Raw genomic sequence first — 23074 nt, 5'->3', positions numbered from 1 at the left:
GAATAATTATAATCCAAAGTGTATGATGCTGCTCATGCGCCCATTCAAACATCCTGCCGCTAGTGAGTTTTCCCTCGAACGCGTGCTGTACGCATTGAGCGACTCTATTCGGCTCGACATCGTTCGGCATCTTGCTCGCGTTGAGGCTGCCACCTGCGGTGAGCTGGACGGAGGACGTCCCAAGTCCACTGTCTCTCATCATTTCAAGGTGTTGCGTGAAGCTGGCTTGGTGTTCACGGAGAGCAGCGGCACGAATCATATGAACACACTGCGACGTGCGGACATTGAAAGTCGCTTTCCAGGCCTGTTGTCGGCGATCTTGGCACAGCAAACTTCTTGACGGCCATTGCCGTACAAAAGGCTAATGTCTTGAAGAGAGAAGTAGATGGTTGAATGTCCGCTTGGGGAGTCCGGTCTTCCAAAGTGTGGAAACCGGCCATTCAAGAGCGTGCCAGGGAAATGGGCGCAGAAGAAATCCAACTATCCGCCACGCACTCGCGTAACACTATGGATTCCTCTACTTGCGGCTTGGCTGCAAGTTGTTGCATAAACCTGGTCCTGAACTGGTTCGGCTTGAACCTGAAGATATCCATCTATACTACAAGCTTGAGTAATTCAACAGCTGTTGGTCTGTGGGCAACTGTAATCGCCGCAGCCTGCAAGCGACAGGAAATAAAGCATATGGAACGACGCAAACTGATGAAGTCCCTATTGGCCATGGGCGCGCTGCTTGTTGCCACTACCGCCTGGGCTGGTTACAACATCTGGTCCAATGAATATACGTTTTCGCAAAAACAACTGCAGACCGCTATCGACAGCAAGTTTCCGCAGCAGCTGCGCTATGCGGAGGTGTTCAATGTCGGCCTGAAGAATCCGCGCCTGACCCTCAATCCGGCGCAAAACCGTGTGCTTACGCGGGTGAATGTGAGCGTGCTTAGTCCGCTGCTGCTGGCGGCGCCGTTGAATGGCGCGATTACTTTGAGTAGCGGTTTGAGATATGACAAAGCGACCCGCGCTATCCTGCTGGATAACCCGACGGTCGATAGTATCGATTTCAACGGCGTGCCGGCGCAATACAAGCCGCAGCTGAGCCAGATCGGCGCCGCCGTGGCGGAACAGGTATTGAAGGATTATCCGATCTATACGTTTACCAGCGACGAGCTGCGCTTAAACGGAAAAACCTTTGAGCCAGGTGCGATCACGGTGCAGTCTGAGGGCATTGCGGTAGAAATCAACGAGTCTTGATAAAGGTCGATTTGGTGTAAGCCAGGCTAAAGCCGGCGCGTTCAGTGTTGCGCGCACTGGTGTTGGCCGGTCTGGCGGTGACGCCGGCGAGCCTGCAGCCGGCGTCGCGGGCCGCCGTCAGCCTGGCCCTCAGGAGCGCCAGTTGAATCCCGCGCCCTCGATACGCCGGCAGCGTGCTGGCGATGTACAAATGCGCAAGCAATCCCGAGGCTGTCTCGATCAGGCTCATGCCGGCAGTAGCGGCTACCTTGCCATCTATGGTTGCGGCAAAAAGAAACGTATCGCTACGCTGCAGCGCTATCTGCGCCAGTGTTTCCAGTAAAACCGCAGGACGATTGACCGCTTGCACGGAAAATCCGGCAACCGAGTTGCCGACAAACGTGGCTTCGACTAAAGCTCTGTCGGTGATTATTTCGATCCCGCTCTCGCCATGTGCCTGAGCGTAGGCCTCCATCGGCCTCAGTTGGCGCACGTAAGTGTTGCTGAAAGCGTTGACGGAGTATCCACGTTCGCTCAGGACCGCAAGCGTGCTGCCGTCGGTGTGAGGGCAGACATCGATTTGCGTCTCCAATCCCTGCGCGGCATAGATGCTTTCCAGTTGCGCCAGTTCATCGGCGTTCACCGCCGCTCCCATACCCAGACCGGTGACGTGATTGAGTTTGCGTCCGAACACCGGATCTGTCACCGCAGCGACGCCGCCGCAGATGGCGATGACGCGGGATTGCTGGTATCCGCGCAACCGGCGGCAGGCGGCAACTTGCCGGCTCAAATGCGTCGCCTCGGCTTGTTCTAGCGTTTGAGCGAGTTCCGGGCCGGTCAGTATCATAGCGAGTCGGGATGGCGGTTTTGAGAGTTTGGTCGCGGTGAAATCAAGCGTGGGTAATTGTATCGGATGTATCCGAGTAGATCATTTGCCGTGACTCTCCCATCAGGAAAGCGCGGTTAGGTTCAATCACTTCACGCAGGTAACGCCACAATGCGGCAACCCGCGCCACGTTGCGGGTTTCGGTGGCAGCCACCAGCCAGAACGCACGTTGAATGTCGACCTGGCCGTCCAGCACCGGCACCAGGTCCTCGCTTTGCTGGGCCAGAAAGCAGGGCAGGATCGCCAGCCCCTGGCCGCTGCGGGCTGCAGTGTATTGGGCAATCACGCTGGTGCTGCGAAAGGCGCGGAATGCCGCCGGCGCGACATTATCCTTGTAGCGCAGCTCTTCGCTGAACACCAGATCGTCAACGTAGCCGATGAACGCATGGCTGCTCAAATCCTGCACCGTCTCGATCGGCGCGTGATTTGCCAGGTAAGATGGCGTGGCGTACAGCTTCAGCAGGTAATCGGTCAGCTTGGTGACCACGTAATTGCCGCTTTGCGGACGTTCGATGGTGACGCCGATGTCGGCCTCGCGTTTGGACAGGTTGACGAAGCGCGGCACCGGCAGCAGGTCGACGGTGATGTGCGGATGCCGCGCGCAAAAATGCGCCAGATGCGGCGCCAGCACAAAAGTGCCGAAACCTTCGGTGGCGCCGAGCCGGACTTGTCCCGACAGCAGGCGGTTGTGGCCGCTCAATTCTTCCGCGGCGGCATACACCGTACTCTCAACCCGTTCCGCATATTCGATCAGGCGGTGGCCTTCGGCGGTCAGCGTGTAGCCCTGATTGTTGCGCTCGAACAGCTGGCTGCCGACTTGTTCTTCAAAGCGGCGCATGCGGCGCGAGACGGTCGAGTGGTCGACGCCGAGTTTTTTTGCCGCTTCGACCAGCCCCTGGCTGCGCGTCAGCTCCAGGAAGACGCGCAGGTTATCCCAGTCCAGCATGGCGTTTGTCGATTTCATCTATCTCTCCGTGCTGTGCATAAATGCAAAGCCATTGTGGAATATTTCCTATTGTTTCAATAATAATGCACATGCAGAATGTCCTTACAGAAAATTTTATAAAAATCGATTGCAGGGTGGGCATTGCATGCGCATCCGGCAAAACAGGAGACAACGATGTTGACAAAGCGCCACCAGCTGCTTGCACGATGTTCGGCCGTGATCTTTTCGTTAACGGGTTTGCTGGCCGCAAGCCACGCCTCGGCCCAGGATAGCGATGTATATAAGGTCGGTATCCTGACCGACATGTCAGGGCCGTATTCGGCGATGGGCGGGCCGGGCTCGGTGGTGGCGGCCAAGATGGCGATCGAGGATTGCATGAAGGCTGAATGCAAGGGCATGAAAATCGAATTGCTTACTGCAGATCATCAGAACAAGGCTGACATCGGCGCCTCCAAGGCACGCGAATGGCTAGACCGCGACAAGGTCGACGCCATCGCCGACCTGACCAATTCTTCAGTGTCGCTGGCGGTGCAGCGCCTGATCCGCGACAAGGGCGGCATCGCCATGTACAGCGGCCCCGCAACTACCGTGTTGACCAATGCGGAATGCGCGCCTGGCGGCTTCCATTGGATGTTCGATACTTACTCGCAAGCAGCCGGGGCCGCTGCCGCATTAACCAAGATGGGGCAGAAATCCTGGTACTTCGTTACCGTCGATTACGCCTTCGGCCAGTCGCTGGAGAAAGATGCCGGCGATGTCGTCAAAAGCCTGGGCGGCACAGTGGTCGGATCGATTCGCCATCCCTTGAACGCCAGCGATCTGTCATCGTTCCTGCTGCAGGCGCAGAGTTCGAAGGCGCAGGTAATCGGCCTGGCCAATGGCGGCCAGGATACCGTCAATGCGATCAAGCAGGCGCGTTCGTTCGGCATCGGCAGCAAGAACCAGCGTCTGGCTGCGCTGCTGGTGTTCTTGTCGGATGTGCATGCGCTCGGCCTGAACGATGCGCAAGGCTTGATCTATACCGACGGTTTCTACTGGGATTACGATAACGATACGCGCGCTTTTTCCAAGCGTTTCGAAACGCTCTATAAAGGCAATAAGCCGACCATGGTGCATGCCGGCGTCTATTCCAGCGTCTATCACTACCTGAAAGCGGCGGCCGCCACCAAATCGCACGATTGGAAAGTGGTGACCCAGAAAATGCGTGAAATCCCTATCCATGACGCCGTCATGCGCAATGCCTCTATCCGTCCGGATGGCCGCGTGATCCATGACATGTATCTGTACCAGGTTAAAACGCCGGCCGAATCGAAAGCGCCATGGGATTACCTGAAGCTGCTGTCGACGATTCCGGCGCAGCAGGCTTTCAAACCGATGGATGCTTCCTGTCCTTTGGTGAAGTAAGGCAAACCCAGCAGGGTGTTCTATGCTGTAGATAGCACCGGCAAGAACACCGTTTATCTTTTAATTGCAATTGTCATTGTTGAAGGAAGTCATCATGCCCATCACCAACATCCCTAACGTTCCCCTGTACATTGGCGGCAAAACTGTCCAGTCCACCAGCACCGAATGGCGCGACGTTCTCAATCCGGCAACTCAGGAAGTAGTGGCGCGGGTGCCGTTCGCCACCAAGGCAGAAGTTGATCATGCGGTGGCCAATGCCAAGCAAGCGTTTGCCAGCTGGCGCAACACTTCGCTGGCGCAGCGCATGCGCATCATGCTCAAGTTCCAGCAGCTGTTGCGCGAAAACATGGCGCCGCTGGCCGAGCTGATTACCCGTGAGCACGGCAAGACCTTGCCGGATGCCGAGGGCGAAGTCATGCGTGGCCTGGAAGTGGTCGAGCACGCCTGCTCCATCACTTCGCTGCAACTGGGCGAGCTGGCGGAAAATGCCGCTACCGGCGTAGATGTCTACACCATCAACCAGCCGCTCGGCGTCGGCGCCGGCATCACGGCGTTCAATTTCCCGGTGATGCTGCCGTGCTTCATGTTCCCGGTGGCGGTAGCCTGCGGCAATACCTTTATCCTCAAACCATCCGAGCAAGATCCTTCATCCTCGCTGTTCCTGGTAGAGCTGGCGCAGCAGGCCGGCTTGCCGCCGGGCGTGCTGAACGTGGTGCATGGCGGCCCCGATGTCGCCAACATGCTGTGCGATCATCCAGACATCAAGGCGATTTCCTTCATTGGTTCGACCGGCGTCGGCACCCATATTTACCGCCGCGCCAGCGAGGCTGGCAAGCGTGCGCAATGCATGATGGGAGCGAAAAACCATTGCATCGTGCTGCCTGATGCTAACAAGGATCAGGCGATCAACAATTTGCTGGGAGCGGCGTTTGGCGCGGCCGGGCAGCGTTGCATGGCCAACTCGATGGTGCTGCTGGTCGGCAAGGCGCGTTCCTGGCTGCCGGAAATCGTCGAGCGTTCACGCGGCCTGAAAATCGGCCCGGGCAGTGATCGCAAGGCCGACCTCGGGCCGATGGTGTCGAAGGCTGCCAAGGCACGTACCGAGCGCCTGATTGGAACCGGCGTGGAGCAGGGCGCGCAGCTGCTGCTGGATGGCCGCAACTGCCAGGTGGCCGGTTATCCCGATGGCAATTTTGTCGGCCCGACCATTTTTGCCGGCGTCACCGCCAAGATGGATATCTATACGCAAGAGATTTTCGGACCGGCCATGTGCATAGTCGAGCTGGAAACGCTGGACGAAGCGATTGCTTTCATTAACGCCAATCCGAACGGTAACGGTACTTCGATCTTCACTTCATCCGGCTGGGCCGCACGCAAGTTCCAGAACGAGATCGATGTTGGCCAGGTCGGCATCAACGTGCCGATTCCGGTGCCGGTGGCGTATTTCAGCTTTACCGGTTCGCGTGCCTCCAAGCTGGGCGACCTTGGCCCTAACGGCAAGCAGGCGGTGCAGTTCTGGACCCAGACCAAGACCGTGACTGCGCGCTGGTTTGCACCGGATGCGGACGGCGGCGAAATCAATACGACGATTTCCATGAAGTGATGCCGGAGTGCAGATCGGGTTAAAGATGAACTTCAGGAGATTTTCTTATGAGTAGCGAAATCGTTTTTATCGGCCTCGGCCACATGGGTTTGCCGATGGCGCTGAACCTGGTGAAGGCCGGCTGCCAGGTCAGCGGCCATGATCTGGTGGCCGCCAGCGTCGAGCAGTTCGTCGCCGGCGGCGGCAGCACTGGCAAGGATCTGGCGGCAGCACTTGGCGCCGCCAAGGTCATCATCACGATGCTGCCGGCCAGCCGCCACGTCGAAGGGGCTTATCTCGGCGCCAGCGGCATCCTGGCGCAAGCTGCGCCGGATGCCCTGTTGATCGATTGCTCGACCATTGCTCCCGACGCTGCCCGCAAGGTGGCGGCTGCGGCGCGCGATAAAGGTTTTACCATGCTCGATGCGCCAGTCTCGGGTGGCACTGCCGGCGCCGCCGCCGGCACGCTGACCTTCATGGTCGGCGGCTCGGATCAAGGTTTTGCTTTGGCCAAGCCTTATCTGGAAAAGATGGGCAAGGCGATTTTCCATGCCGGCGACAACGGCAGCGGTCAAACCGTCAAGGTATGCAATAACATGCTGCTGGGGATTCTGATGATAGGCACGTCCGAAGCGATCAGGCTGGGCATGGCGAACGGCATGGACCCTAAGGTGCTGTCGGAAATCATGGCGAAAAGTTCAGGCCGCAACTGGGCGCTGGAGGTGTATAACCCTTGTCCCGGCGTGATGGAGAATGCGCCGGCATCCAAGGGCTACAGTGGCGGTTTCGGCGTCGATCTGATGCTCAAGGACCTGGGACTGGCGGTGGAAAACTCCCTCTCCACCGGCAGCAGCGTGCCGCTGGGCGCACTGGCGCGCAACCTGTACGACATCCACAGCAAGAGCGGCGCCGGCGGGCTGGATTTTTCCAGCATTTTCAATATGCTGGCGAAGGCCGAATGAGCGCAATGAACTGAGTTTTGAGCGGGCGCTACGCCCTTGCCGTGCACGATCATCGCGGCAAGGCGCAGCGTTTTCATTACCAGCTGTCAAGTACGCGAGCCAAACGCATCACGGTGACGCCAGGACCGAGATGACGTAGCGACGGCATGACGATCACGCAATCGTCATAAGGCGTGACAAGCTCCCTGTCGCCATCATGCGCGATGACGGCGCCGGCGTGCTCAATCAATTCCAGTCCCCGGAAATCCTGCGCGAATTCGAGAACCATCGTGTCTGCCAGCACCGCTTGCGTCACCTGGAGAACCTTCTGCGCCGCAGGTTTGGCATGCTGCATGAAATCCGTTAAATCTGTCGCAGCGACGACGCCGGTCTTGTTCAGGAAGCGAGCTGCGGCATCCAGGGCTACGTCCCTGCTGCGAACTGAAAAATGCTGCCCGGTCTCGATCAGCAGGGCATTCTTCGGACTGGCCGGATCGCCGAAGGCGCCATAGCCGCGCAGCCGCTTGCCGTTGGCATGGCCGGCGTCGACCATCACGTGCTCCGGCACGCCGATGTGAGGCGGCCTTTAAGCGGACGCAAGCCCGATCGCAGGAACCTGTCCACGGCGATGGCGCCGCTGACTTCGTTGCCGTGGGTTAGCGCCAGGATCATGGCATGCGGGCCGGCCACGCCGCTGTCGAAAGTATGGATGTAATCGACGCCGGTATTACCGGTTTGCCATTCCGCGATATCGGGAAAAATCACCTCGATCGGATATTCCTGCAACTTTGCACGAATCTGTTCCAAGGTTTTCATTAACGTTACTCCTGTTCGAAAAGCCAAATAGATCTATTGAGCTGAAAGGCGATGCGCCAGGTTTCAGACCGGCCCGCGCTTGCTCTGCGCCATCCGGCGACCGAGCGCCAGCACCGCCACAATGCTGATCAAAGCCGTTGCCATCACATAAAAACTGGGCGCCAGCTTGCTCCCGCTGAAAGCGATCATCCAGGTGACGATCAACGGCGCAAAGCCGCCAAATAAGGTGACCGAAAAGTTATAGCTGAGGGCGAGTCCGGTGCCGCGGGTGCTGGTCGGAAAGATATCCGACAGCATTGCAGGTATCGGTCCGAGGCATGCCGCGATCAGCAGGCCTACCAGGCCCTGGACCAGCATCAAGGTGCCGACTGTCGGCCAGGTCGTCAATAGCAGGAACAGGGGATAGGAAGTACATGCTATCGTCAGCATCGCAATCGACAGGACGCGGAAACGCCCGTAGCGATCCGACAGCGCACCAAACACCGGCGCGCTGATCATCAGGACCAGACCGGTCACCATCGCACTCAGAAATGAAGAGGTCGCAGGAATATGCAGTTGTTTCAGTGCGTAAGTCGGCATGTACAATTTGTGAACGTAGTTGAATGCGGTGGCGCCCGAGACCACCCCAATACCTAGCAGCAGATTGATGCGGTCACGTACCAGCACTACTTTCAACGGCGATTGCTCCGGCCTGGCGGCAGCAACTTTCTTGAATTCAGGCGTCTCGTCGATCTGGCTGCGTATATACAGGCCTACCGGTCCGATCAGCAAACCGATGCCGAATGCGAGCCGCCAGCCCCAGTCATTCAATTGACTATCTGCCAGCGTATAGCTGAGAAGCGCACTGACTCCGGCCGCCAGCACCGTTGCCAGTCCCTGAGTCGACAATTGCCAGCTGGCGAAGAAGCCCCTGCGTTTGGAATCGGCATGTTCGACCATGAATGCGGTTGCTGCGCCGAATTCGCCGCCGGTGGAAAAGCCTTGCAGCATACGCGCCACGATCACGATCAGCGGCGACGCAATGCCGATTTGCGCATAGGTCGGGGCAAACACAATCATTGCCGTGCCGATCATCATGATGAAGATGGACGCCGTCAGCGATGCTTTGCGTCCGGCGCGGTCGGCATACGAGCCTAGAACGATGGCTCCGAGCGGACGCATGACGAATGAAATCCCGAAGGTGCCGACGCTCAGCAACAAAGAAGTGGTTTCATCGGCTGCCGGGAAGAACAGCTTGCCGATCACAATCGCGAAATAGCCGTAGATCAGCAAATCGTAAAATTCGAGCGCGTTGCCGATGCTGGCCGCACAAATTTCTTTCCAGGGATTATGCGGTTTGCTGATCGGCAAGCTGCCGATAGTCGACGTTCGTAGTTGTGATGACATGCGATGGCTCCGGAATTATTGTTATTGCGCTTCTCATCGGATGCAAAAAATGCACGATGAGGCGCTATTTTGATTTTCAACACTGACTGGATCGGAGGCGGTAACTGATCTGCGGGTCACGCCCGCAGCATGTTTCACGCCGGATCCGGTCAATAATTTTTGAAAGTTTGAGGAAGTATAGGAATAGCATGGCGGCGCCAATTGCCGTTTCGGCACAGGTTTGTGCTTTTTATTTTGATTGAGGCGCGCTGCCGGGCATCACCGCTGTGGCGCTGGCGCCACTTGTCATTTGTCATCGACGACATCTGAGGAAACACCTTGTCCGAATGCGGTGGCAAGATGGGGCCTTAGTTATCCGGACTTGAGCAGGCGTTTCCGCTCGGCCGTGTACGACCACCATGGCAGCGGCTCGGCGCCTTCCATGTAACGCACCACCGACATGAAAACATCGATCACGCATGGGTCATGCCTGGCGCCGGTCTTGGCGCAAAGCGCTTGGTACATCTGCAATGGCGATTTACCAATCAACTGTTCAGGCTGCTGAATGCCGATGCAGCGTAAATCGGCGGCTCCCGCCTTGCCGATATTCGGCAAATCCTCCAGCTTGACGATGGCCGCCCGGTCCAGGTATTTAGGCATTGAATCTCCATAGGAATTGCGGAATATGCGTTCATTGTGACATCTGCCGGCCGACTCTATCTACATAAGCTTATGCAGGAAAATTAGTTGACCGAATTATCTGTATTGAATATAGTGACAGTATGAAGTCCAGTCGATTTGCCGTGGCGGCACATATTTTAGTCAGCGTTGAATACGCTACCAGGGGAGGGGAAGTGTATTTCCCCTCCACCGCCATTGCTGCCAGCGTCAATACTAATCCGGTTTTTGTGCGAGAGCTGTTGCGCAAGTTGAGCAAGGCCGGCCTGGTAGTGACCAAGGAAGGCAAGGGTGGCGGCGTGCAGCTGGCGCGGCCGGCCTCGGCAATCAACCTGGCCGAGATCTATCTGGCAGTGGAGGAGGGGCCGGTGCTGAAGCACAATACGCGCTCGAAAGACCTTTGCTGTCCGGTTAGCTGCGGCATGGATAGGGTGCTTGAGCCGGTAGTGTCGGAAGTGGAGGGCGCCTTGCTGGAGATTTTGAAGGGCAGAAAATTGTGCGAGCTGGTCAACAAGATCGCCGACAAAACTAAAGCTAAAGGTAAGGCTCAGGCCGGGATGTAGTGTTTTTTTTATAATTAACTGTATAAATATTAAAGATAGTTAATTCGATGGCGGGATCGACTTTGATCCCGTTTTTATATTTTAAACTGTAGTTATAAATAATACAGTTTAATCGAGGCCAGACAACACAGGAGTTTCACATGGAAAAAAATCTAGCGGCGATCAGCGCGCAAAACGACAGTCTGCTCGACCTGCCCGATCCGCGCATCCGTGCCAGCAGCGCGCCATCGCCGTTGCGATCCTGGTTGTCGGTGGTGGCGGTGGCGATAGGCGCTTTTGCTTTTGTGACGACTGAATTCCTGCCGGTCGGCCTGCTGCCGCAAATCGCCCGCGACCTTGGCGTCTCGCCCGGCACGGCTGGCTTGATGGTGACCACGCCCGGGGTCATCGCAGCGATCTCCGCTCCTGCCCTGATGCTGGGAGCGGGGCGCATCAACCGCCGTTTGATCTTGCTGGCTTTGTCGGTCTTGCTGTTGGCTTCCAACCTTGTGTCGGCGATGGCTCCCGGCTTCGGCACGATGCTGTTGGGGCGGGCGCTGCTGGGCGCGGCCCTTGGCGGTTTCTGGACGCTGGCGCTGGCAACTTCAGCGCGGCTGGTGCAAGAGCAGCACGCGGCCAAGGCGACCGCGATGATACTGACCGGGGTTACCTTCGCCACGGTGATAGGCGTACCGCTCGGCACCTTCATCAGCACCTTGGCTTCCTGGCGCGCGTCGTTTGTCGCCACCGGCGTGCTGGCTGCCGTGGCGCTGGCTGCGCAAGCACTGCTGTTGCCCTCGCTGCCGTCGAAAGCGGCGATACGCCTGAGCGATCTGCGCGCTTTGCTGAGCCGCGCCAATACCCGTAAAAGTTTGCTGATGGTGGCGCTGGTGTTTGGCGCTCACTTTTCAGCCTACACCTATGTCACGCCGTTCCTGGTGCAAAGCGCAGGATTCAGCTTGCCTGCGATTACTTCGGTATTGCTGGGCTTCGGCTTTGTCGGCTTCGTGTCGAATTTTGTGATCTCGACCACCGTCAGCCGCAATTTGCAGCTTTCCTTGTTTGCCGTGGTGGCGATACTGATGGTGTCCTTGCTGGCGCTGCCGTCGTTGCACGCGTCCCAAGCCGGGGTAGTGGTGATGATATTAGCGTGGGGCGTGGCATTCGGCGCTATTCCCTTATGCCTTAGCATCTGGCTGCAACTGTCTTCGCCGGATCTGCCGGAAGCCGGTTCCGCTCTGTTCGTCAGCATTGTGCAGGTAGCGATCGCCGTGGGCTCATCCACCGGCGGCGTGGTGGTCGATTCGCTCGGCCTCTCGTCCACCTTGTGGCTGGGCGGCGCCCTGGCGCTGGCCGGTCTGGCGGTGATTTCCAGTTTCGGCTTCAATCACAAGAAGCTGGGCGAGATATTAAGTCAATAATTACAGGCGACGGCCAGGCTAGCAACCTGCCTGGCCAGGATTGCGGCAGCCAACGGTTTGCACCGCTGGCTGTTTTTTTTCGGCAGCAGGGCGCGCTGACCATTGGCCAAGCCAGACGCTGACAAGGATGATCGCTGCGCCGAATATTTGCAGCGGCGACAGCTGTTGGTCGAGTATCAGCCAGCCGAGTAAAGTGGCGGTCACCGGACTCAGCAAGCCGAGTGAAGCGGCTGCCGCCGGCTGCAGTTTTTGCAGGCCGCGGAACCAGAGCCAATAGGTCAAGCCGGCGCCGATCAGGCCCAGATAGACGAAACCGACGATATTCTGCGTACTGAGCGCGGGCAGCGGCGGTTCCAGCCACAGCGCCAGAGCTAGCAACAGCAAACCGCCGGCAGTCAATTGCCAGGCAGTGAACGTCAGCGGCGCTACCGGTGCGGCCCAGCGCTTGCTGAGTGCGGTGCCGATTGCCATGGACACTGCGCCCAACAGGCCGGCGCCGATACCGATGGCATCCAGTTCGGCGGAAGGAGTAAGCACCAGCAGAGCTACCCCGGCGATACCTGCCGCGCCCGCGATCAGGGCCAGGCGGCGTGGCGCCTGACTGAACAGCAGCCAGGAAAACATCAGCACCATCAACGGCTGGATCGCACCGACTGTCGCCGCAACGCCGCCCGGCAAGCGATAGGCGGAAACAAACAGCAACGACCAGAACACGGTGAAGTTCAAGGCGCCGAGTACAAACACGCGCAGCCACCAGATTCCGCTTGGCAGTTTTCGTAGCCACAACAGAAGCAGCAAGCCGACCGGTAGCGCGCGCAGCATTGCCAGCATCAGCGGATGGCCGGCAGGCAGCAACTGGGTGGTGACCAGATAAGTGCTACCCCAGATCGCGGGAGCGATCGCGGTGAGCAAAGTGTCATTTAGGGTGGAATTTATTTTCTTCATGTAATTATTCTTTATATGGACTATCTTTATATCAAGATAAATACATTTTACATCAACTTCTCTTGATGTCAAGATATCGACTTTGATCTTATTAATCTTTCAAAAGCGCTTTCAAAAGCGGTTTCCGAGGCAGTTTCGGAAGCGTTTTCAAAAATGGTTTCAAAAATGGATTATTTGAATGGCAATGGATAAAGTCGATAAAATTCTTGAGCAATGGCAGCGCGAGCGGCCGGATCTGGACAGCTCGCCCATGGGCATAATCGGCCGTATCGGCCGGCTGGCCCATTATCTGGAGCGCGGGGTGAATGAGGGACTGGATCAGTTCGGTCTTACCAACTGGTCATTTGACGTGCTGGCCGCTTTGCGCCGTGCCGGCCAGCCGTATCGGCTGTCGCCCAACGCCTTGCTGCAATCGCTGATGATTACTTCCGGCACCATGACCAATCGCATCGATCACCTCGAGCGCGCCGGCCTGGTCGAGCGCGGGCACAATCCGGATGACAGGCGCAGCGTGTTGATCAGCCTGACGCCAAACGGCCTGGAGTTGATCGAGAAGGCGGTAGCGACGCATGTCGCCAATGAACATCGCTTGCTGGCTGAATTGGCAGCTGCGGATCGGGAGCAACTGGCGGGATTGTTGCGTCTGCTGCTGGTCAAATTTGAATCTTGATATTTGAATATTGATGCAGCCGCCTGTCATGCGACAGGCGAAAAAAAACGCTGCGGATAATCGGCAGCGTTTTTTGCAAGCGGAAGGGTAAGTACCCCCGGTATTAACCGCGCTTCTTGAACTCGTTGGTGCGCGTGTCGATTTCGATCAAGTCGTCCGAGCTGACGAACAATGGCACCATGACGATGTGCTGATTTGCTTCAATCGCATTTTCAATCTTGGCTTCTTTCAAGACGTTGCCCGAAGTGTTGCCTTTAACCGCCGGCTCCGAGTAGACGACCTGGCGCACGATAGTGGTTGGCAGTTCGACCGAAATTGCCTTGCCGTCGTAAAACACGGCTTCGCATTCCATGCCGTCTTTCAGGTAGTGCAATGCATCACCCAGGTTTTCTTCTTCGATTTCATACTGTTCGTAGTCTGCATCCATGAACACAAACAAGGGATCGGCGAAATACGAATAGGTAACAGGCTTCTTGTCGAGCACAACCACGTCAAACTTGTCATCGCCACGGAAAACGTTTTCCTGTGGGCTGTTGGTCAGAAGATTCTTCATCTTCCATTTGTAGGTGAAGCCCGTGCGGCTCGAACCGTTGACATCAGAGCGCAAAACGATCATAGGCTTACTGTCAACCATGATGATATTGCCGACACGAATTTCTTTTGCTGGTTTCATAGCGAATATAGGTAAAAAAGTAGGTTACATAAAAATCATCTGTAGCCCACTGGCAAAAAGCGCCGCAAGCCCACGTATGATTGAATTTTTAAATGCATCAAAAATTAGCCGTATATTTTAACCCATTTTTGAATATCGCTTACCGAACTGTTTCGGCAAACTTCAGCAAATTGGAGGTCAAGTCACCGTTTGCCAGCATTTGATGCTGCCAATCTGTGGCCATGATGGCAATTTTTGGCATGTCGGCTTCAAATAAAGCCCATAGCGAGCGCCAATTCACCGCTTTTTTCGTGGCTTCATTCCAGCTCAAAGAGAATTCGCTCAGGTTCTCCGTTGTGGCCGTATAGCGTTGCAAGAATGCATTCAATTTGACGTGATGCAAGTCTTCGTCTTGCGGATAGATGTGCCAGATAAACGGTTTGCCGGCCCATTGCGCGCGCACGAAGGAATCTTCTCCTCGTACAAAATTGAGGTCGCAAGCCCACAATAGCTTGTCGTAGTCAGGCTGGGGAATAAAAGGCAGCACCCGCACGGTCAATGCGCCGCGGCTGGCGCTGGTTCCGGCTTGTGCGGTTCGCCCAAGGAATTTTTCGACCGCATCGACGGCAACGCCTTCCGGCACCAGGCAGGTAATCGCTTTATCGCTGCTTTGCCAGGTATCAAATAGCGCCGCAACCGGCGCTTGCGGATAGCAAAACAAGGAGACCTTCAGCGCTGCCATCTCTGCCGGCGTGACGCCGAATCGGCTGAGAAAAGCTGCCATCGCAGCTGCATCTTGTTGAAATGCCTGACGCTGTTGCGCCAACCCTGATTCACGCAGCAGGCCGCCGGTTTTTCCGGTGAAGCCGGGAAAGAAGAAATATTTTGTCAAAGATCGCGCTTGCGGCGACGGCAGCGCATGGCAACCTTCCACCCATTCTTCCGCGCTGAGGCCTTCCAGGTTCAGCCACACCGGATGCGGTGTGCGCTCCGCCATCGCCGCAATATAAGCAGGCGGGATGTCGCAAGCAAAAAATTCAATCACGATGTCGGCCACGTCGTCGGCCGTGAATACGCCGTCTTGATCGCGCCAATGGCGTACCGTCACGCTACCGATCCGTTGTACGTCGCAGTCAACCGCGACTTCCGGGCACATTCGTTGAAAACTACGCAAATCGTCGACCCACAAGGTCACGGCAACGCCATGTTCCTGTTCCAGTTGACGGGCCAGACGCCAGCAGATTCCGATGTCGCCATAGTTGTCGACGACTTTGCAAAATAAGGCCAACGATGTTTGTGTTTTGCGATGGTTCAAGATTCAAATTCCAGCAGTAGTGAGTTTTTTTATTGTCAGGCGGTTTTGCATTCGGCCCGTAATGTAATAATGCCGTCCCCGTATGATACTGGATGATGAAAGATGACCGATGTGCGCGACCTGATTGCCAATCTGACGCTGGCAGTAATCGATTTGGCAGGGGCTGTGGCGCAAATAGCGGAAACCATGCCCGAGCACACCCAGGCGCAGATCAATGACTCGCTGAATGTGGCGGTTACCAAGCTGGAGCAGGTGGCCATCGCCATCAGCGCCGGCGACGCCGAAGGTGGCAGTGCGGAGGAGGTAACGGCCGTGGCTGGAGTCGAAGCCGTGGTTGCGGCAGAAGGCGAAGCGCAAAGCGCCTAAACGGCCGGGCCGAAGCTGGCGTTTTCCAGCAAGTGACGGACTATCGCCCGGTGAAAAGGCATGACCGCCGCCAGGTAGACTCTTCCCAACAGATTGTTGGTCTTGACCACCGTAGCGACGGTCACCTGGGTGCCGGAGCCCTTGCCTGGCGCAACCGTGACGCTGATCCTGAAATCCAGATGCTTATCGTCGAATCCCAGCACCACTTCCTGCGCTGAATGCGCGACGACAGGAAAGCCGCCAACCGTACGCTGCGAGGCAAGCGGATCATCGACACCCATTTCAACGGTTTTCAATTGAAACAGCCTGACCAGCCGGTTGCGGGTCGCCATCAATTGTTTAATCCAGCGCGGTGGATTCTTGATGATGGCGTCGGCAGCCTGCCGGGCGTCCAGGCCGGCGATGTCAGCCCGGACCTGGTAAGCATCGACAAAATCATGGCCAGGCAATAACGAGCGGCAGCCGACGCTCGGTATCACCGCAACCGCTGCGCCGTTCATTTCTTGCGTGCCCGGGCTTCATGCTCGGCCGCGGCACTTTCAAACCGCTCGCGGGTGGTTTCTTCATCGCGGCTGCCGAAAGCATAGTTGGCTTCCAGCCACATGACGTTGATGATGCCGAAAGCCAGCGCCAGGCCGACTCCCAATATCCATGCGAAATACCACATAAGTCTCTCCTGTTCTGCGTATGCGTCGATTAGTAAGCAGTGTGCTCGTTGTCTTCAATATGCTGCAAGGTGACCTTGCCGCGCATGACTCGGTACACCCAGCCGGTGTACAGCATGATGATCGGCAGCATGATGAGCACTACCCAGAACATGATGCCCAGCGTCTTGTGGCTCGATACCGCATCCCAGATTGTGAGGCTGCTGTTGGGGGCGAGCGAGGAGGGCATGATGAACGGGAACAAAGAGGCGCCCGCCGTCAGAATGATGCCGGTCACGCTGAGGCCGCTGGACAGGAATGCCGCCATTGCCTTGTTGGCGGCGCTGAATACTACGCACAGCAAGGCGCCGGCGACGGCAATGATCGGCAAGGCCCAAATGGCGGGCCAGCGCGCATAGTTGTCGAACCAGGCGCCGTTGACAGTGGTGACGGTTTTGACGATAGGCATGAAGGCGCTGTTCGGGTCCGGCATGCCGGTGATGCGATAACCGTGGATCCCGAGCGCTACCCAGAAGCCGCCAGCCACGAACAGCAGTATCGTCGCCAGGCCTGCAACCTTGGCCACGCTGCGGGCGCGTTGCGCGATCAGCGCATCGGTCTTGACTTGCAGGTAAGCGGCGCCATGCATCAGCAGCATGGCGACGCTGAGCAAACCGGCCAGCAGCCCGAAAGGATTCAACAGCTGAAAGAAGTTACCGGTATATTCAACCCGCATGGTGTCGTCATAATGGAAAGGCACGCCGAGGAACAGGTTGCCGAACGCCACGCCGAAAATCAGCGGCGGCACGAAACCGCCGGCGAACAGGCCCCAGTCCCAGGCATTGCGCCAGCGGGGGGCTGCCACCTTGCTGCGGTAATCGAAGCCTACCGGGCGGAAGAATAGCGAGAACAGCAGCAGCATCAGCGCCACATAAAAGCCCGAAAACGCAGCGCCATACACTAGCGGCCAGGCGGCGAAAATGGCGCCGCCGGCAGTGATGAACCAGGTTTGATTGCCTTCCCAGGTGCTGCCTATCGAATTGATGATGACGCGGCGCTCGCCGTCGGTCTTGCCGATGAACGGCAGCAGCATGCCGACGCCGAAATCGAAGCCGTCGGTCAGCGCGAAGCCGATCAGCAGTACGCCGACAAAGCCCCACCAGATTATTTTCAATGTTTCGTAGTCAAAGATCATCATGTTCCCCTTATGCCTTGGCTGTGCTGTCGTGGCTGACGTGACCGGTGCCGGCGCTTGGCTGATCCGGCTGCTCCCAGTGATACTTGCCGGTATGCAGGCTGCTCGGGCCGCGTCTGGCGTACTTCACCATCAATATCATTTCAATGACGAACAGGAAGGTGTAGAAGCCGAGGAAGCCGGCCAGGCTGAAATACAAGCTGCCTGGCTGCAAGGTCGATGCCGACAAATGGGTCGGCAACACGCCCGAGATGGTCCATGGCTGGCGGCCGTATTCGGCCAGCAGCCAGCCCAGTTCGATCGCTACCCACGGCAGCGGAATGCTGTACACCGCCAGGCGCAGCAGCCAGCGCTGTTTCGCCAATTGCTTGCGGATCAGGAAATAGAACGAGCAAGAGAATATGAACAGGAACAGGAGCCCCAGCCCGACCATCAGCCGGAATGACCAGAACATCGGCGCGATTTTCGGGAAGGTGTCATTGACCGCCATCGCAATTTGTTCTTGTGTGGCGTCGACCACCTTCGGCGTGTATTTCTTCAACAGCAGTCCGTAGCCGAGATCGCGTTTCAGCTGGTCGAAATCGGCGACCGCTGCCGGCGATTTGTCGCCGTCTTTGAGACGGGTCAGGGCGGCGTATGCCAGCATGCCGTTGCGGATGCGCACTTCATGCTCTTGTTTCAGATCGTGGATGCCGGTGATCTGCTTGTCCGCCGAACGGGTGCCGATCAAGCCCAGCACGTAGGGGATCTTGAAGGCGTAATCGGTGCGCTGCTCTTTCTCGTTCGGCCAGCCGAACACGGTGATGCCGGCCGGCGCCGCTTCGGTATGCCATTCGGCTTCCATCGCCGCCAGCTTGACTTTGTTGACTTCGCCGGCGGTATAACCGGATTCGTCGCCGAGGACGATCACTGACAAGGTCGACGCCAGGCCGAAGCCGGCGGCGATCGCAAACGAACGCAGGGCAAACGCGGTGTCGCGCCCTTTCAACAGATAGTAGGCGGAGATGCCGAGCACGAACAGCGAGGAGGCGACGTAGCCGGCCGACAGCGTGTGGACGAATTTGACCTGGGCTACCGGATTGAAGATGACGTCGACGATGCTGGTCAGCTCCATGCGCATGGTTTCATAATTGAATTCGGCGCCGACCGGATTGTTCATCCAGCCGTTGGCGATCAGGATCCACAGCGCCGACAGGCTGGAGCCCAGCGCCACCAGGAAAGTGATCAGCAAATGCTGGACCCGCGACAAGCGATCCCAGCCGAAGAAGAACAGGCCGACGAAAGTCGATTCGAGGAAGAAGGCCATCATCCCCTCGATCGCCAGCGGCGTGCCGAAGATATCACCGACGTAGTGCGAGTAATAAGACCAGTTGGTGCCGAACTGGAATTCCAGCGTGATGCCGGTGGCGATCCCCATCGCGAAGTTAATCCCGAACAATTTGCCCCAGAAGCGGGTCATGTCTTTGTAGATCGGGCTGCCGGTCATCACATAGACCGACTCCATGATGACCAGGATCCATGCCAGCCCCAGCGTGAGCGGTACGAACAGGAAATGGAACATCGCAGTCGCTGCGAACTGCAGGCGAGATAAGGCGACGACTTCATCAATGGGTATCATTGGCGGGTCTCCGTAGGTGAAAGGTGAGAAGGGAGTGCGGCAGGTGGCTGGCTCAGGAAATGCTGCTCGACCTGTTCGGTCGGCATGCGCATTTTCTTGGTTTGCGGCTCAGAGAAGAAGGCTTTCCACAGCAATGCCAGCAGGGCGATCTTGACGATCAGGATCAGCGTGATCTCGGCTGCAAGCGGCAAGCGCGTGAATCTTTTTTTTGGATAGAAAGACTGCATGCGTCTAATCCTTTAACTGGACTGTCAGTTGCACGTCAGGGTGATCGCCATGGGTTTTGCTGCTGCTTGATGTGCCGCGGAACTTGTCGCGCACGTCCAGCAATTTCTTGACCTTGGATCCCATCTTCATCAGCGACGCCAGGGTTTCCGGAGACAAGCGTTGCACATCGTCGAACCAGGAACTGGATAATTCGATCAGATTGTACATCTCGCGCATCCGCTGTTGTGCCTGTTTATCAATGTCGTTGGCGGGACTCTCCAGCAAGGCGTCGCGCAGCATCGACAAAGTCGGCTCTATCTCACGCCGGCGGCGCTCCTCAAGCAAGGTCTTGAAAATATCCCAGATATCCTTGGGCGGCTCGAAGTATTCACGGCGGTCGCCCGGCTGGTGCAATAGCTTGACCAGGCGCCAGGATTGCAATTCTTTCAAGCCCATGCTGACGTTCGAGCGCGAAAAAGTCAGGTAATCCGCAATCTGGTCAGCGTTCAAGGGCTGGCCAAGCACATACAGCAGGGCATAGATCTGGCCGACCGTGCGATTGATGCCCCAGCGGCTGCCCATCTCGCCGAAATGCGAGATGAAGCGCTGGGTTAGCGGTGTAAGAGGGATAAGCGGATTGCTTGCGCCTGGGGTATTGGCGGCTGGAGTAGTTGACATCATGTTTTGAATTTTCAGTAATTACTGAAATATAAGTCAAAACAGGAATATTTGCAAGATTGTTGCTTTATGGTCATTTATTTGGGTGGATTGATGGTGGTGCAGCAACGAAGCTGTAAGGAAGTGACAACTTAGCTGCAACTAAGTCGATGTTGCATCGCACGATAGGACGTTGAACCGTTATAATTTCGGGCTAAGAGGATTTCGCAGCAAATTTTTCAATTATTGACGAGAGCACACCATGAGTCTGAATCAAGTATCGGCCGGGCGCGATTTGCCAAACGATTTCAACGTCATCATCGAAATCCCGATGAATGCCGATCCGATCAAGTACGAAGTCGACAAGGAATCCGGCGCGATTTTTGTTGACCGCTTCATGGGTACTGCAATGCATTACCCTTGCAACTACGGCTATATCCCGCAAACCCTGTCGGAAGACGGCGATCCGGTCGACGTGTTGGTGATCACCCCGTTCCCGCTGTTCCCAGGCGTGGTTGTGCGCTGCCGCCCGGTCGGCGTGTTGAAGATGTCGGATGAAGCCGGCCAGGACGCCAAGCTGCTGGCGGTGCCGGTAGACAAGGTGCTGAGCATCTACACCCACTGGCAAAAGCCGGAAGACATGAATGAACTGCGCTTGAAGCAGATCCAGCATTTCTTCGAGCACTACAAGGATCTGGAAAAGGGCAAATGGGTCAAGATCGACGGCTGGTTCGGTCCCGATGAAGCGCGCAAGGAAATCCTGGCTGGTGTCGAGGCATACAAGAAATCCATCGCAGCGTAATTAGTACGGTTGCACGGGTTTGTCAAAAAGCGCACTTCGGTGCGCTTTTTTTTGCGGTTTTTTATTGTCTGCTCGTTTTCACTAGCAGCATCAGTCGACCGCCAAACAAATTCAAGGCAAGACCGCCAAGCACCAGCAAGCCGGCAACGATTTTCCACCATTGCAGCGCTTCATCCAGCATGACGGCTGCGCTCAGCATGCCCACCAGCGGCACCAGCAGCGAAAACGGCGCCACCGTGGCGGCCGGGTATTTGCGCATCAGGATGGTCCAGATGCCGTAGCCGACGATGGTGTTGGGATAGGATTGATAAAACACCGCGGCCACCGAGACCCAGCCAAAATGCGTAAAGGCGTTGTGCCAGGCGGCAGGGCCTTCGAGCACGGCTGAGGCCAGCAGCAAAGGCGGCGATGCAATCAGCGCACCCCACGCCATCAGCGCCAGCGGATTGACTTTGCCGATTCTCTTGGTGACGATATTGGCGCTGGCCCAGCTGAGGCCGGCGCCAATGACCAGCAGGAAGCCGATCACGGTGGCTTTCGCTTCCAGATGGGTGGCGACCAGCACAATCCCGGCCAGCGCCACCAGCGCTCCGAGCAATTGCGTCAGCAGCGGGCGTTCGCCCAGCAGCAGCACCGCCAGGCCGATCGTGAAAAACGCTTGCAGCTGGATCACCAGCGAAGCCAGGCCGGCGCCGATGCCCAGCTGCATGCCCGAGAACAGCAAGGAAAACTGCAGCGCGAACTGGAACAGGCCGAACCCGATCAGGGAACGCCAGGGAATCGCCGGCCGCTTGATGAAAAACACCAGCGGCAGTGCGGCGAACACGAAGCGCAGCGCCGAAAACAGCAGCGGCGGCAAGCCTGCCAGGCCGATCTTGATCACGACAAAATTCAGCCCCCAGATCGTGACGGTCAACAAGGCTAGCAAGATGTGGGTGGGTTGCATGGCTGTTCTTTGTGTGTGGTCGGACCGCTAAAACGGCGCCGATCGAAACGGATTGCGATCATTCAACTCATCCATATAGCTATCGATGCCGTCAGCCTCGCGTTCCAGGAAATTGGCTACCGCATCGGCGAAGGCCGGGTGCGCCAGCCAATGCGCCGACCAGGTTTTTTGCGGTAAAAAGCCGCGCGCCATTTTGTGTTCGCCTTGGGCGCCGCCTTCAAAGCAGGCGATTTTCTGTTCGATGCAGAATTCCAGAGGCTGGTAATAAGCGGTTTCAAAGTGCAGGCAAGGGACGAACTCCAGCGCGCCCCAGTAGCGGCCGTATAAAGTTTGATCGGTATAGATCAGCAGCGACGATGCAATTGGCCGGCCGTCGCGTTCGGCAACGATCAGCAGGATGTTGTGCGGCATGCTGGCCCCTATCCTGAGGAAGAAATCCAGGTTCAGGTAGGGCGTGGAGCGGTGCGTCGCATAGGTTTGCGCATAGCAGCGGTTGAAAAATATCCAGTCCGCTTCGGTGGCGTCTTGCCCGCGTACCCGGCGCAAGCGCACCCCGGCATCGGCTACCTTGCGCCGCTCGGCCAGGATATTCTTGCGCTTCTTGCGCTCCAGCGTATCGAGAAATTCAGTGAAATCGCGATAACCCGGGTTCAGCCAATGGAATTGCACGCCGCTGCGCAGCAGGAAACCGGCTTGTTGCAGGGCCTCGGCTTGCGCGGCGGGCGGGTACAGGATGTGGGTGGAGGAGGTCTGCGTATCTTTCCGCAACGACTTCAATACATCGATCAGCGCTGCCCGCGCCGGTTGATCGCGCGCCAGCAGGCGGCCGCCGGTTACCGGCGTGAATGGAATCGCCGACAGCAGTTTTGGATAATATGCCAGGCCGTTGCGTTCATAGGCATCGGCCCAGGCCCAGTCGAACACGTATTCGCCATACGAGTGAAATTTGACATACAGGGGCAGGGCGGCAATCAGCCGCGGCCGACCGTCAGCTTCATCCCACAGGGTCAGGTATTGCGCTTGCCAGCCTGATTTTTCCGAGGCGCTGCCGCTTTCGTGCAAGGCATGCAGAAAGGCGAAGGAGAGGAAAGGATTGGCGTCGGCTTGCAAACCGAGCAATTCGTCCCATGCTGCCTGGCCGACCTCGCTCAGGGACGAGATGATGCGCGTGGTAGTCTTGGTTGTGGTCTGGGTTGTAGTCTTGTTAATCAAGGACTTGGCGAGCCGTGAATGTGGGTGGCGAAAGAGTGCA

The 23074-nt window shown here is 57.2% G+C and carries 25 protein-coding genes and 1 pseudogene; 10 read left to right on the top strand and 16 right to left on the bottom strand.

Annotated features, from left to right (window positions below; all coding sequences use genetic code 11):
- Positions 1 to 34: 34 nt before the first annotated feature.
- Positions 35 to 340, top strand: a complete 306-nt coding sequence (locus BLV81_RS12595) for an ArsR/SmtB family transcription factor (RefSeq protein ID WP_092356975.1) — start codon at positions 35 to 37, stop codon at positions 338 to 340.
- A gap of 341 nt (positions 341 to 681) precedes the next feature.
- On the top strand, positions 682 to 1245 hold the full coding sequence (locus BLV81_RS12590; protein ID WP_092356511.1) for a DUF1439 domain-containing protein: 564 nt from the start codon (positions 682 to 684) through the stop codon (positions 1243 to 1245).
- Here BLV81_RS12590 and BLV81_RS12585 read toward each other — a convergent pair.
- Positions 1232 to 2071 (bottom strand): GNAT family N-acetyltransferase, encoded by an 840-nt coding sequence (locus tag BLV81_RS12585; protein ID WP_092356508.1) that lies wholly within the window; start codon positions 2069 to 2071, stop codon positions 1232 to 1234. The genes BLV81_RS12590 and BLV81_RS12585 overlap by 14 nt on opposite strands.
- 43 nt (positions 2072 to 2114) lie before the next feature.
- Positions 2115 to 3056, bottom strand: a complete 942-nt coding sequence (locus tag BLV81_RS12580; RefSeq protein WP_092356972.1) for a LysR family transcriptional regulator — start codon at positions 3054 to 3056, stop codon at positions 2115 to 2117.
- 174 nt (positions 3057 to 3230) lie between these two features.
- Between BLV81_RS12580 and BLV81_RS12575 the strand changes: the two genes are divergently transcribed.
- The 3 genes from BLV81_RS12575 to mmsB all read left to right on the top strand — a co-directional run bounded on the left by BLV81_RS12575 (position 3231) and on the right by mmsB (position 7004).
- Positions 3231 to 4460, top strand: a complete 1230-nt coding sequence (locus tag BLV81_RS12575; protein WP_092356505.1) for an ABC transporter substrate-binding protein — start codon at positions 3231 to 3233, stop codon at positions 4458 to 4460.
- Positions 4461 to 4554: 94 nt separating this feature from the next.
- Entirely contained in the window at positions 4555 to 6063 is a 1509-nt protein-coding gene (locus tag BLV81_RS12570) for a CoA-acylating methylmalonate-semialdehyde dehydrogenase (protein ID WP_092356969.1), read from the top strand.
- A 47-nt stretch (positions 6064 to 6110) separates the two neighbouring features.
- Positions 6111 to 7004 carry a 3-hydroxyisobutyrate dehydrogenase gene (gene mmsB, locus BLV81_RS12565; RefSeq protein WP_092356502.1) on the top strand — a complete coding sequence of 298 codons (894 nt, stop codon included), beginning with the start codon at positions 6111 to 6113 and terminating at the stop codon, positions 7002 to 7004.
- 76 nt (positions 7005 to 7080) lie between these two features.
- Here mmsB and BLV81_RS12560 read toward each other — a convergent pair.
- The 3 genes and pseudogenes from BLV81_RS12560 to BLV81_RS12550 all read right to left on the bottom strand — a co-directional run bounded on the left by BLV81_RS12560 (position 7081) and on the right by BLV81_RS12550 (position 9824).
- A pseudogene (locus BLV81_RS12560) lies at positions 7081 to 7799 on the bottom strand (hypothetical protein).
- Between the two features lie 63 nt (positions 7800 to 7862).
- Positions 7863 to 9185, bottom strand: coding sequence for an MFS transporter (locus tag BLV81_RS12555; protein ID WP_092356499.1), 1323 nt, complete (start codon positions 9183 to 9185; stop codon positions 7863 to 7865).
- Between the two features lie 351 nt (positions 9186 to 9536).
- Positions 9537 to 9824: a helix-hairpin-helix domain-containing protein gene (locus tag BLV81_RS12550; RefSeq protein WP_092356496.1), complete on the bottom strand. Its 288-nt coding sequence runs from the start codon at positions 9822 to 9824 to the stop codon at positions 9537 to 9539.
- A 122-nt stretch (positions 9825 to 9946) separates the two neighbouring features.
- Between BLV81_RS12550 and BLV81_RS12545 the strand changes: the two genes are divergently transcribed.
- Together BLV81_RS12545 and BLV81_RS12540 are read left to right on the top strand one after the other, a co-directional pair.
- Complete coding sequence (locus BLV81_RS12545; RefSeq protein ID WP_092356493.1) at positions 9947 to 10405, top strand: Rrf2 family transcriptional regulator; 459 nt, start codon at positions 9947 to 9949, stop codon at positions 10403 to 10405.
- A gap of 140 nt (positions 10406 to 10545) precedes the next feature.
- Entirely contained in the window at positions 10546 to 11805 is a 1260-nt protein-coding gene (locus tag BLV81_RS12540) for an MFS transporter (RefSeq protein ID WP_092356490.1), read from the top strand.
- Positions 11806 to 11823: 18 nt separating this feature from the next.
- On the opposite strand, the gene BLV81_RS12535 is transcribed toward BLV81_RS12540, so the two are convergent.
- Positions 11824 to 12750, bottom strand: a complete 927-nt coding sequence (locus tag BLV81_RS12535; protein WP_092356487.1) for an EamA family transporter — start codon at positions 12748 to 12750, stop codon at positions 11824 to 11826.
- A 184-nt stretch (positions 12751 to 12934) separates the two neighbouring features.
- Between BLV81_RS12535 and BLV81_RS12530 the strand changes: the two genes are divergently transcribed.
- The gene (locus BLV81_RS12530; protein WP_176992835.1) at positions 12935 to 13420 is read left to right on the top strand and encodes a MarR family winged helix-turn-helix transcriptional regulator; all 486 of its coding nucleotides are present in this window, start codon (positions 12935 to 12937) and stop codon (positions 13418 to 13420) included.
- A 103-nt stretch (positions 13421 to 13523) separates the two neighbouring features.
- Here BLV81_RS12530 and BLV81_RS12525 read toward each other — a convergent pair whose 3' ends face one another.
- Complete coding sequence (locus BLV81_RS12525; RefSeq protein ID WP_092356481.1) at positions 13524 to 14093, bottom strand: elongation factor P; 570 nt, start codon at positions 14091 to 14093, stop codon at positions 13524 to 13526.
- Positions 14094 to 14232: 139 nt separating this feature from the next.
- Complete coding sequence (earP, locus tag BLV81_RS12520) at positions 14233 to 15387, bottom strand: elongation factor P maturation arginine rhamnosyltransferase EarP (RefSeq protein ID WP_092356473.1); 1155 nt, start codon at positions 15385 to 15387, stop codon at positions 14233 to 14235.
- A gap of 102 nt (positions 15388 to 15489) precedes the next feature.
- Here earP and BLV81_RS12515 point away from each other — a divergent pair, with 102 nt between their 5' ends.
- Positions 15490 to 15753, top strand: a complete 264-nt coding sequence (locus BLV81_RS12515) for a hypothetical protein (protein WP_092356470.1) — start codon at positions 15490 to 15492, stop codon at positions 15751 to 15753.
- Here BLV81_RS12515 and BLV81_RS12510 read toward each other — a convergent pair.
- The 6 genes from BLV81_RS12510 to BLV81_RS12485 are packed head-to-tail and all read right to left on the bottom strand — an operon-like array spanning position 15750 to position 20095.
- Positions 15750 to 16253, bottom strand: a complete 504-nt coding sequence (locus BLV81_RS12510) for a DUF2867 domain-containing protein (RefSeq protein ID WP_092356467.1) — start codon at positions 16251 to 16253, stop codon at positions 15750 to 15752. The genes BLV81_RS12515 and BLV81_RS12510 overlap by 4 nt on opposite strands.
- Positions 16250 to 16420 carry a cytochrome bd-I oxidase subunit CydX gene (cydX, locus tag BLV81_RS12505; RefSeq protein WP_092356464.1) on the bottom strand — a complete coding sequence of 57 codons (171 nt, stop codon included), beginning with the start codon at positions 16418 to 16420 and terminating at the stop codon, positions 16250 to 16252. The genes BLV81_RS12510 and cydX overlap by 4 nt, the downstream gene beginning before the upstream one ends.
- A 29-nt stretch (positions 16421 to 16449) precedes the next feature.
- On the bottom strand, positions 16450 to 17592 hold the full coding sequence (gene cydB / locus BLV81_RS12500; protein WP_092356461.1) for a cytochrome d ubiquinol oxidase subunit II: 1143 nt from the start codon (positions 17590 to 17592) through the stop codon (positions 16450 to 16452).
- A 10-nt stretch (positions 17593 to 17602) separates the two neighbouring features.
- Complete coding sequence (locus BLV81_RS12495; RefSeq protein ID WP_092356459.1) at positions 17603 to 19210, bottom strand: cytochrome ubiquinol oxidase subunit I; 1608 nt, start codon at positions 19208 to 19210, stop codon at positions 17603 to 17605.
- Positions 19207 to 19437 (bottom strand): cytochrome oxidase putative small subunit CydP, encoded by a 231-nt coding sequence (gene cydP, locus BLV81_RS12490; RefSeq protein ID WP_092356457.1) that lies wholly within the window; start codon positions 19435 to 19437, stop codon positions 19207 to 19209. The genes BLV81_RS12495 and cydP overlap by 4 nt, the downstream gene beginning before the upstream one ends.
- Positions 19438 to 19441: 4 nt before the next feature.
- A complete protein-coding gene (locus BLV81_RS12485) occupies positions 19442 to 20095 on the bottom strand; it encodes a GbsR/MarR family transcriptional regulator (protein ID WP_092356966.1) in 654 nt (217 codons plus the stop codon).
- 241 nt (positions 20096 to 20336) lie between these two features.
- Between BLV81_RS12485 and ppa the strand changes: the two genes are divergently transcribed.
- Positions 20337 to 20876 carry an inorganic diphosphatase gene (gene ppa, locus BLV81_RS12480; RefSeq protein ID WP_062114092.1) on the top strand — a complete coding sequence of 180 codons (540 nt, stop codon included), beginning with the start codon at positions 20337 to 20339 and terminating at the stop codon, positions 20874 to 20876.
- A 61-nt stretch (positions 20877 to 20937) separates the two neighbouring features.
- Here ppa and BLV81_RS12475 read toward each other — a convergent pair whose 3' ends face one another.
- Positions 20938 to 21822: an EamA family transporter gene (locus tag BLV81_RS12475; RefSeq protein ID WP_092356454.1), complete on the bottom strand. Its 885-nt coding sequence runs from the start codon at positions 21820 to 21822 to the stop codon at positions 20938 to 20940.
- Positions 21823 to 21849: 27 nt separating this feature from the next.
- Complete coding sequence (locus BLV81_RS12470) at positions 21850 to 23034, bottom strand: GNAT family N-acetyltransferase (protein WP_255365163.1); 1185 nt, start codon at positions 23032 to 23034, stop codon at positions 21850 to 21852.
- Positions 23035 to 23074: the final 40 nt, after the last annotated feature.

Origin of the sequence: Collimonas sp. OK242 (genome assembly GCF_900107095.1) — a bacterium.
Lineage (GTDB): Bacteria > Pseudomonadota > Gammaproteobacteria > Burkholderiales > Burkholderiaceae_D > Collimonas.
This window is presented reverse-complemented; position numbering and strand designations above follow the sequence as displayed.

Coding starts and splice junctions, on each gene's coding strand:
- BLV81_RS12595 (WP_092356975.1), top strand. CDS start 35: ATGCGCCCATTCAAACATCCTGCCGCTAGTGAGTTTTCCCTCGAACGC.
- BLV81_RS12590 (WP_092356511.1), top strand. CDS start 682: ATGGAACGACGCAAACTGATGAAGTCCCTATTGGCCATGGGCGCGCTG.
- BLV81_RS12585 (WP_092356508.1), bottom strand. CDS start 2,071: ATGATACTGACCGGCCCGGAACTCGCTCAAACGCTAGAACAAGCCGAG.
- BLV81_RS12580 (WP_092356972.1), bottom strand. CDS start 3,056: ATGCTGGACTGGGATAACCTGCGCGTCTTCCTGGAGCTGACGCGCAGC.
- BLV81_RS12575 (WP_092356505.1), top strand. CDS start 3,231: ATGTTGACAAAGCGCCACCAGCTGCTTGCACGATGTTCGGCCGTGATC.
- BLV81_RS12570 (WP_092356969.1), top strand. CDS start 4,555: ATGCCCATCACCAACATCCCTAACGTTCCCCTGTACATTGGCGGCAAA.
- mmsB (WP_092356502.1), top strand. CDS start 6,111: ATGAGTAGCGAAATCGTTTTTATCGGCCTCGGCCACATGGGTTTGCCG.
- BLV81_RS12555 (WP_092356499.1), bottom strand. CDS start 9,185: ATGTCATCACAACTACGAACGTCGACTATCGGCAGCTTGCCGATCAGC.
- BLV81_RS12550 (WP_092356496.1), bottom strand. CDS start 9,824: ATGCCTAAATACCTGGACCGGGCGGCCATCGTCAAGCTGGAGGATTTG.
- BLV81_RS12545 (WP_092356493.1), top strand. CDS start 9,947: ATGAAGTCCAGTCGATTTGCCGTGGCGGCACATATTTTAGTCAGCGTT.
- BLV81_RS12540 (WP_092356490.1), top strand. CDS start 10,546: ATGGAAAAAAATCTAGCGGCGATCAGCGCGCAAAACGACAGTCTGCTC.
- BLV81_RS12535 (WP_092356487.1), bottom strand. CDS start 12,750: ATGAAGAAAATAAATTCCACCCTAAATGACACTTTGCTCACCGCGATC.
- BLV81_RS12530 (WP_176992835.1), top strand. CDS start 12,935: ATGGATAAAGTCGATAAAATTCTTGAGCAATGGCAGCGCGAGCGGCCG.
- BLV81_RS12525 (WP_092356481.1), bottom strand. CDS start 14,093: ATGAAACCAGCAAAAGAAATTCGTGTCGGCAATATCATCATGGTTGAC.
- BLV81_RS12515 (WP_092356470.1), top strand. CDS start 15,490: ATGACCGATGTGCGCGACCTGATTGCCAATCTGACGCTGGCAGTAATC.
- BLV81_RS12510 (WP_092356467.1), bottom strand. CDS start 16,253: ATGAACGGCGCAGCGGTTGCGGTGATACCGAGCGTCGGCTGCCGCTCG.
- cydX (WP_092356464.1), bottom strand. CDS start 16,420: ATGTGGTATTTCGCATGGATATTGGGAGTCGGCCTGGCGCTGGCTTTC.
- cydB (WP_092356461.1), bottom strand. CDS start 17,592: ATGATCTTTGACTACGAAACATTGAAAATAATCTGGTGGGGCTTTGTC.
- BLV81_RS12495 (WP_092356459.1), bottom strand. CDS start 19,210: ATGATACCCATTGATGAAGTCGTCGCCTTATCTCGCCTGCAGTTCGCA.
- cydP (WP_092356457.1), bottom strand. CDS start 19,437: ATGCAGTCTTTCTATCCAAAAAAAAGATTCACGCGCTTGCCGCTTGCA.
- BLV81_RS12485 (WP_092356966.1), bottom strand. CDS start 20,095: ATGTCAACTACTCCAGCCGCCAATACCCCAGGCGCAAGCAATCCGCTT.
- ppa (WP_062114092.1), top strand. CDS start 20,337: ATGAGTCTGAATCAAGTATCGGCCGGGCGCGATTTGCCAAACGATTTC.
- BLV81_RS12475 (WP_092356454.1), bottom strand. CDS start 21,822: ATGCAACCCACCCACATCTTGCTAGCCTTGTTGACCGTCACGATCTGG.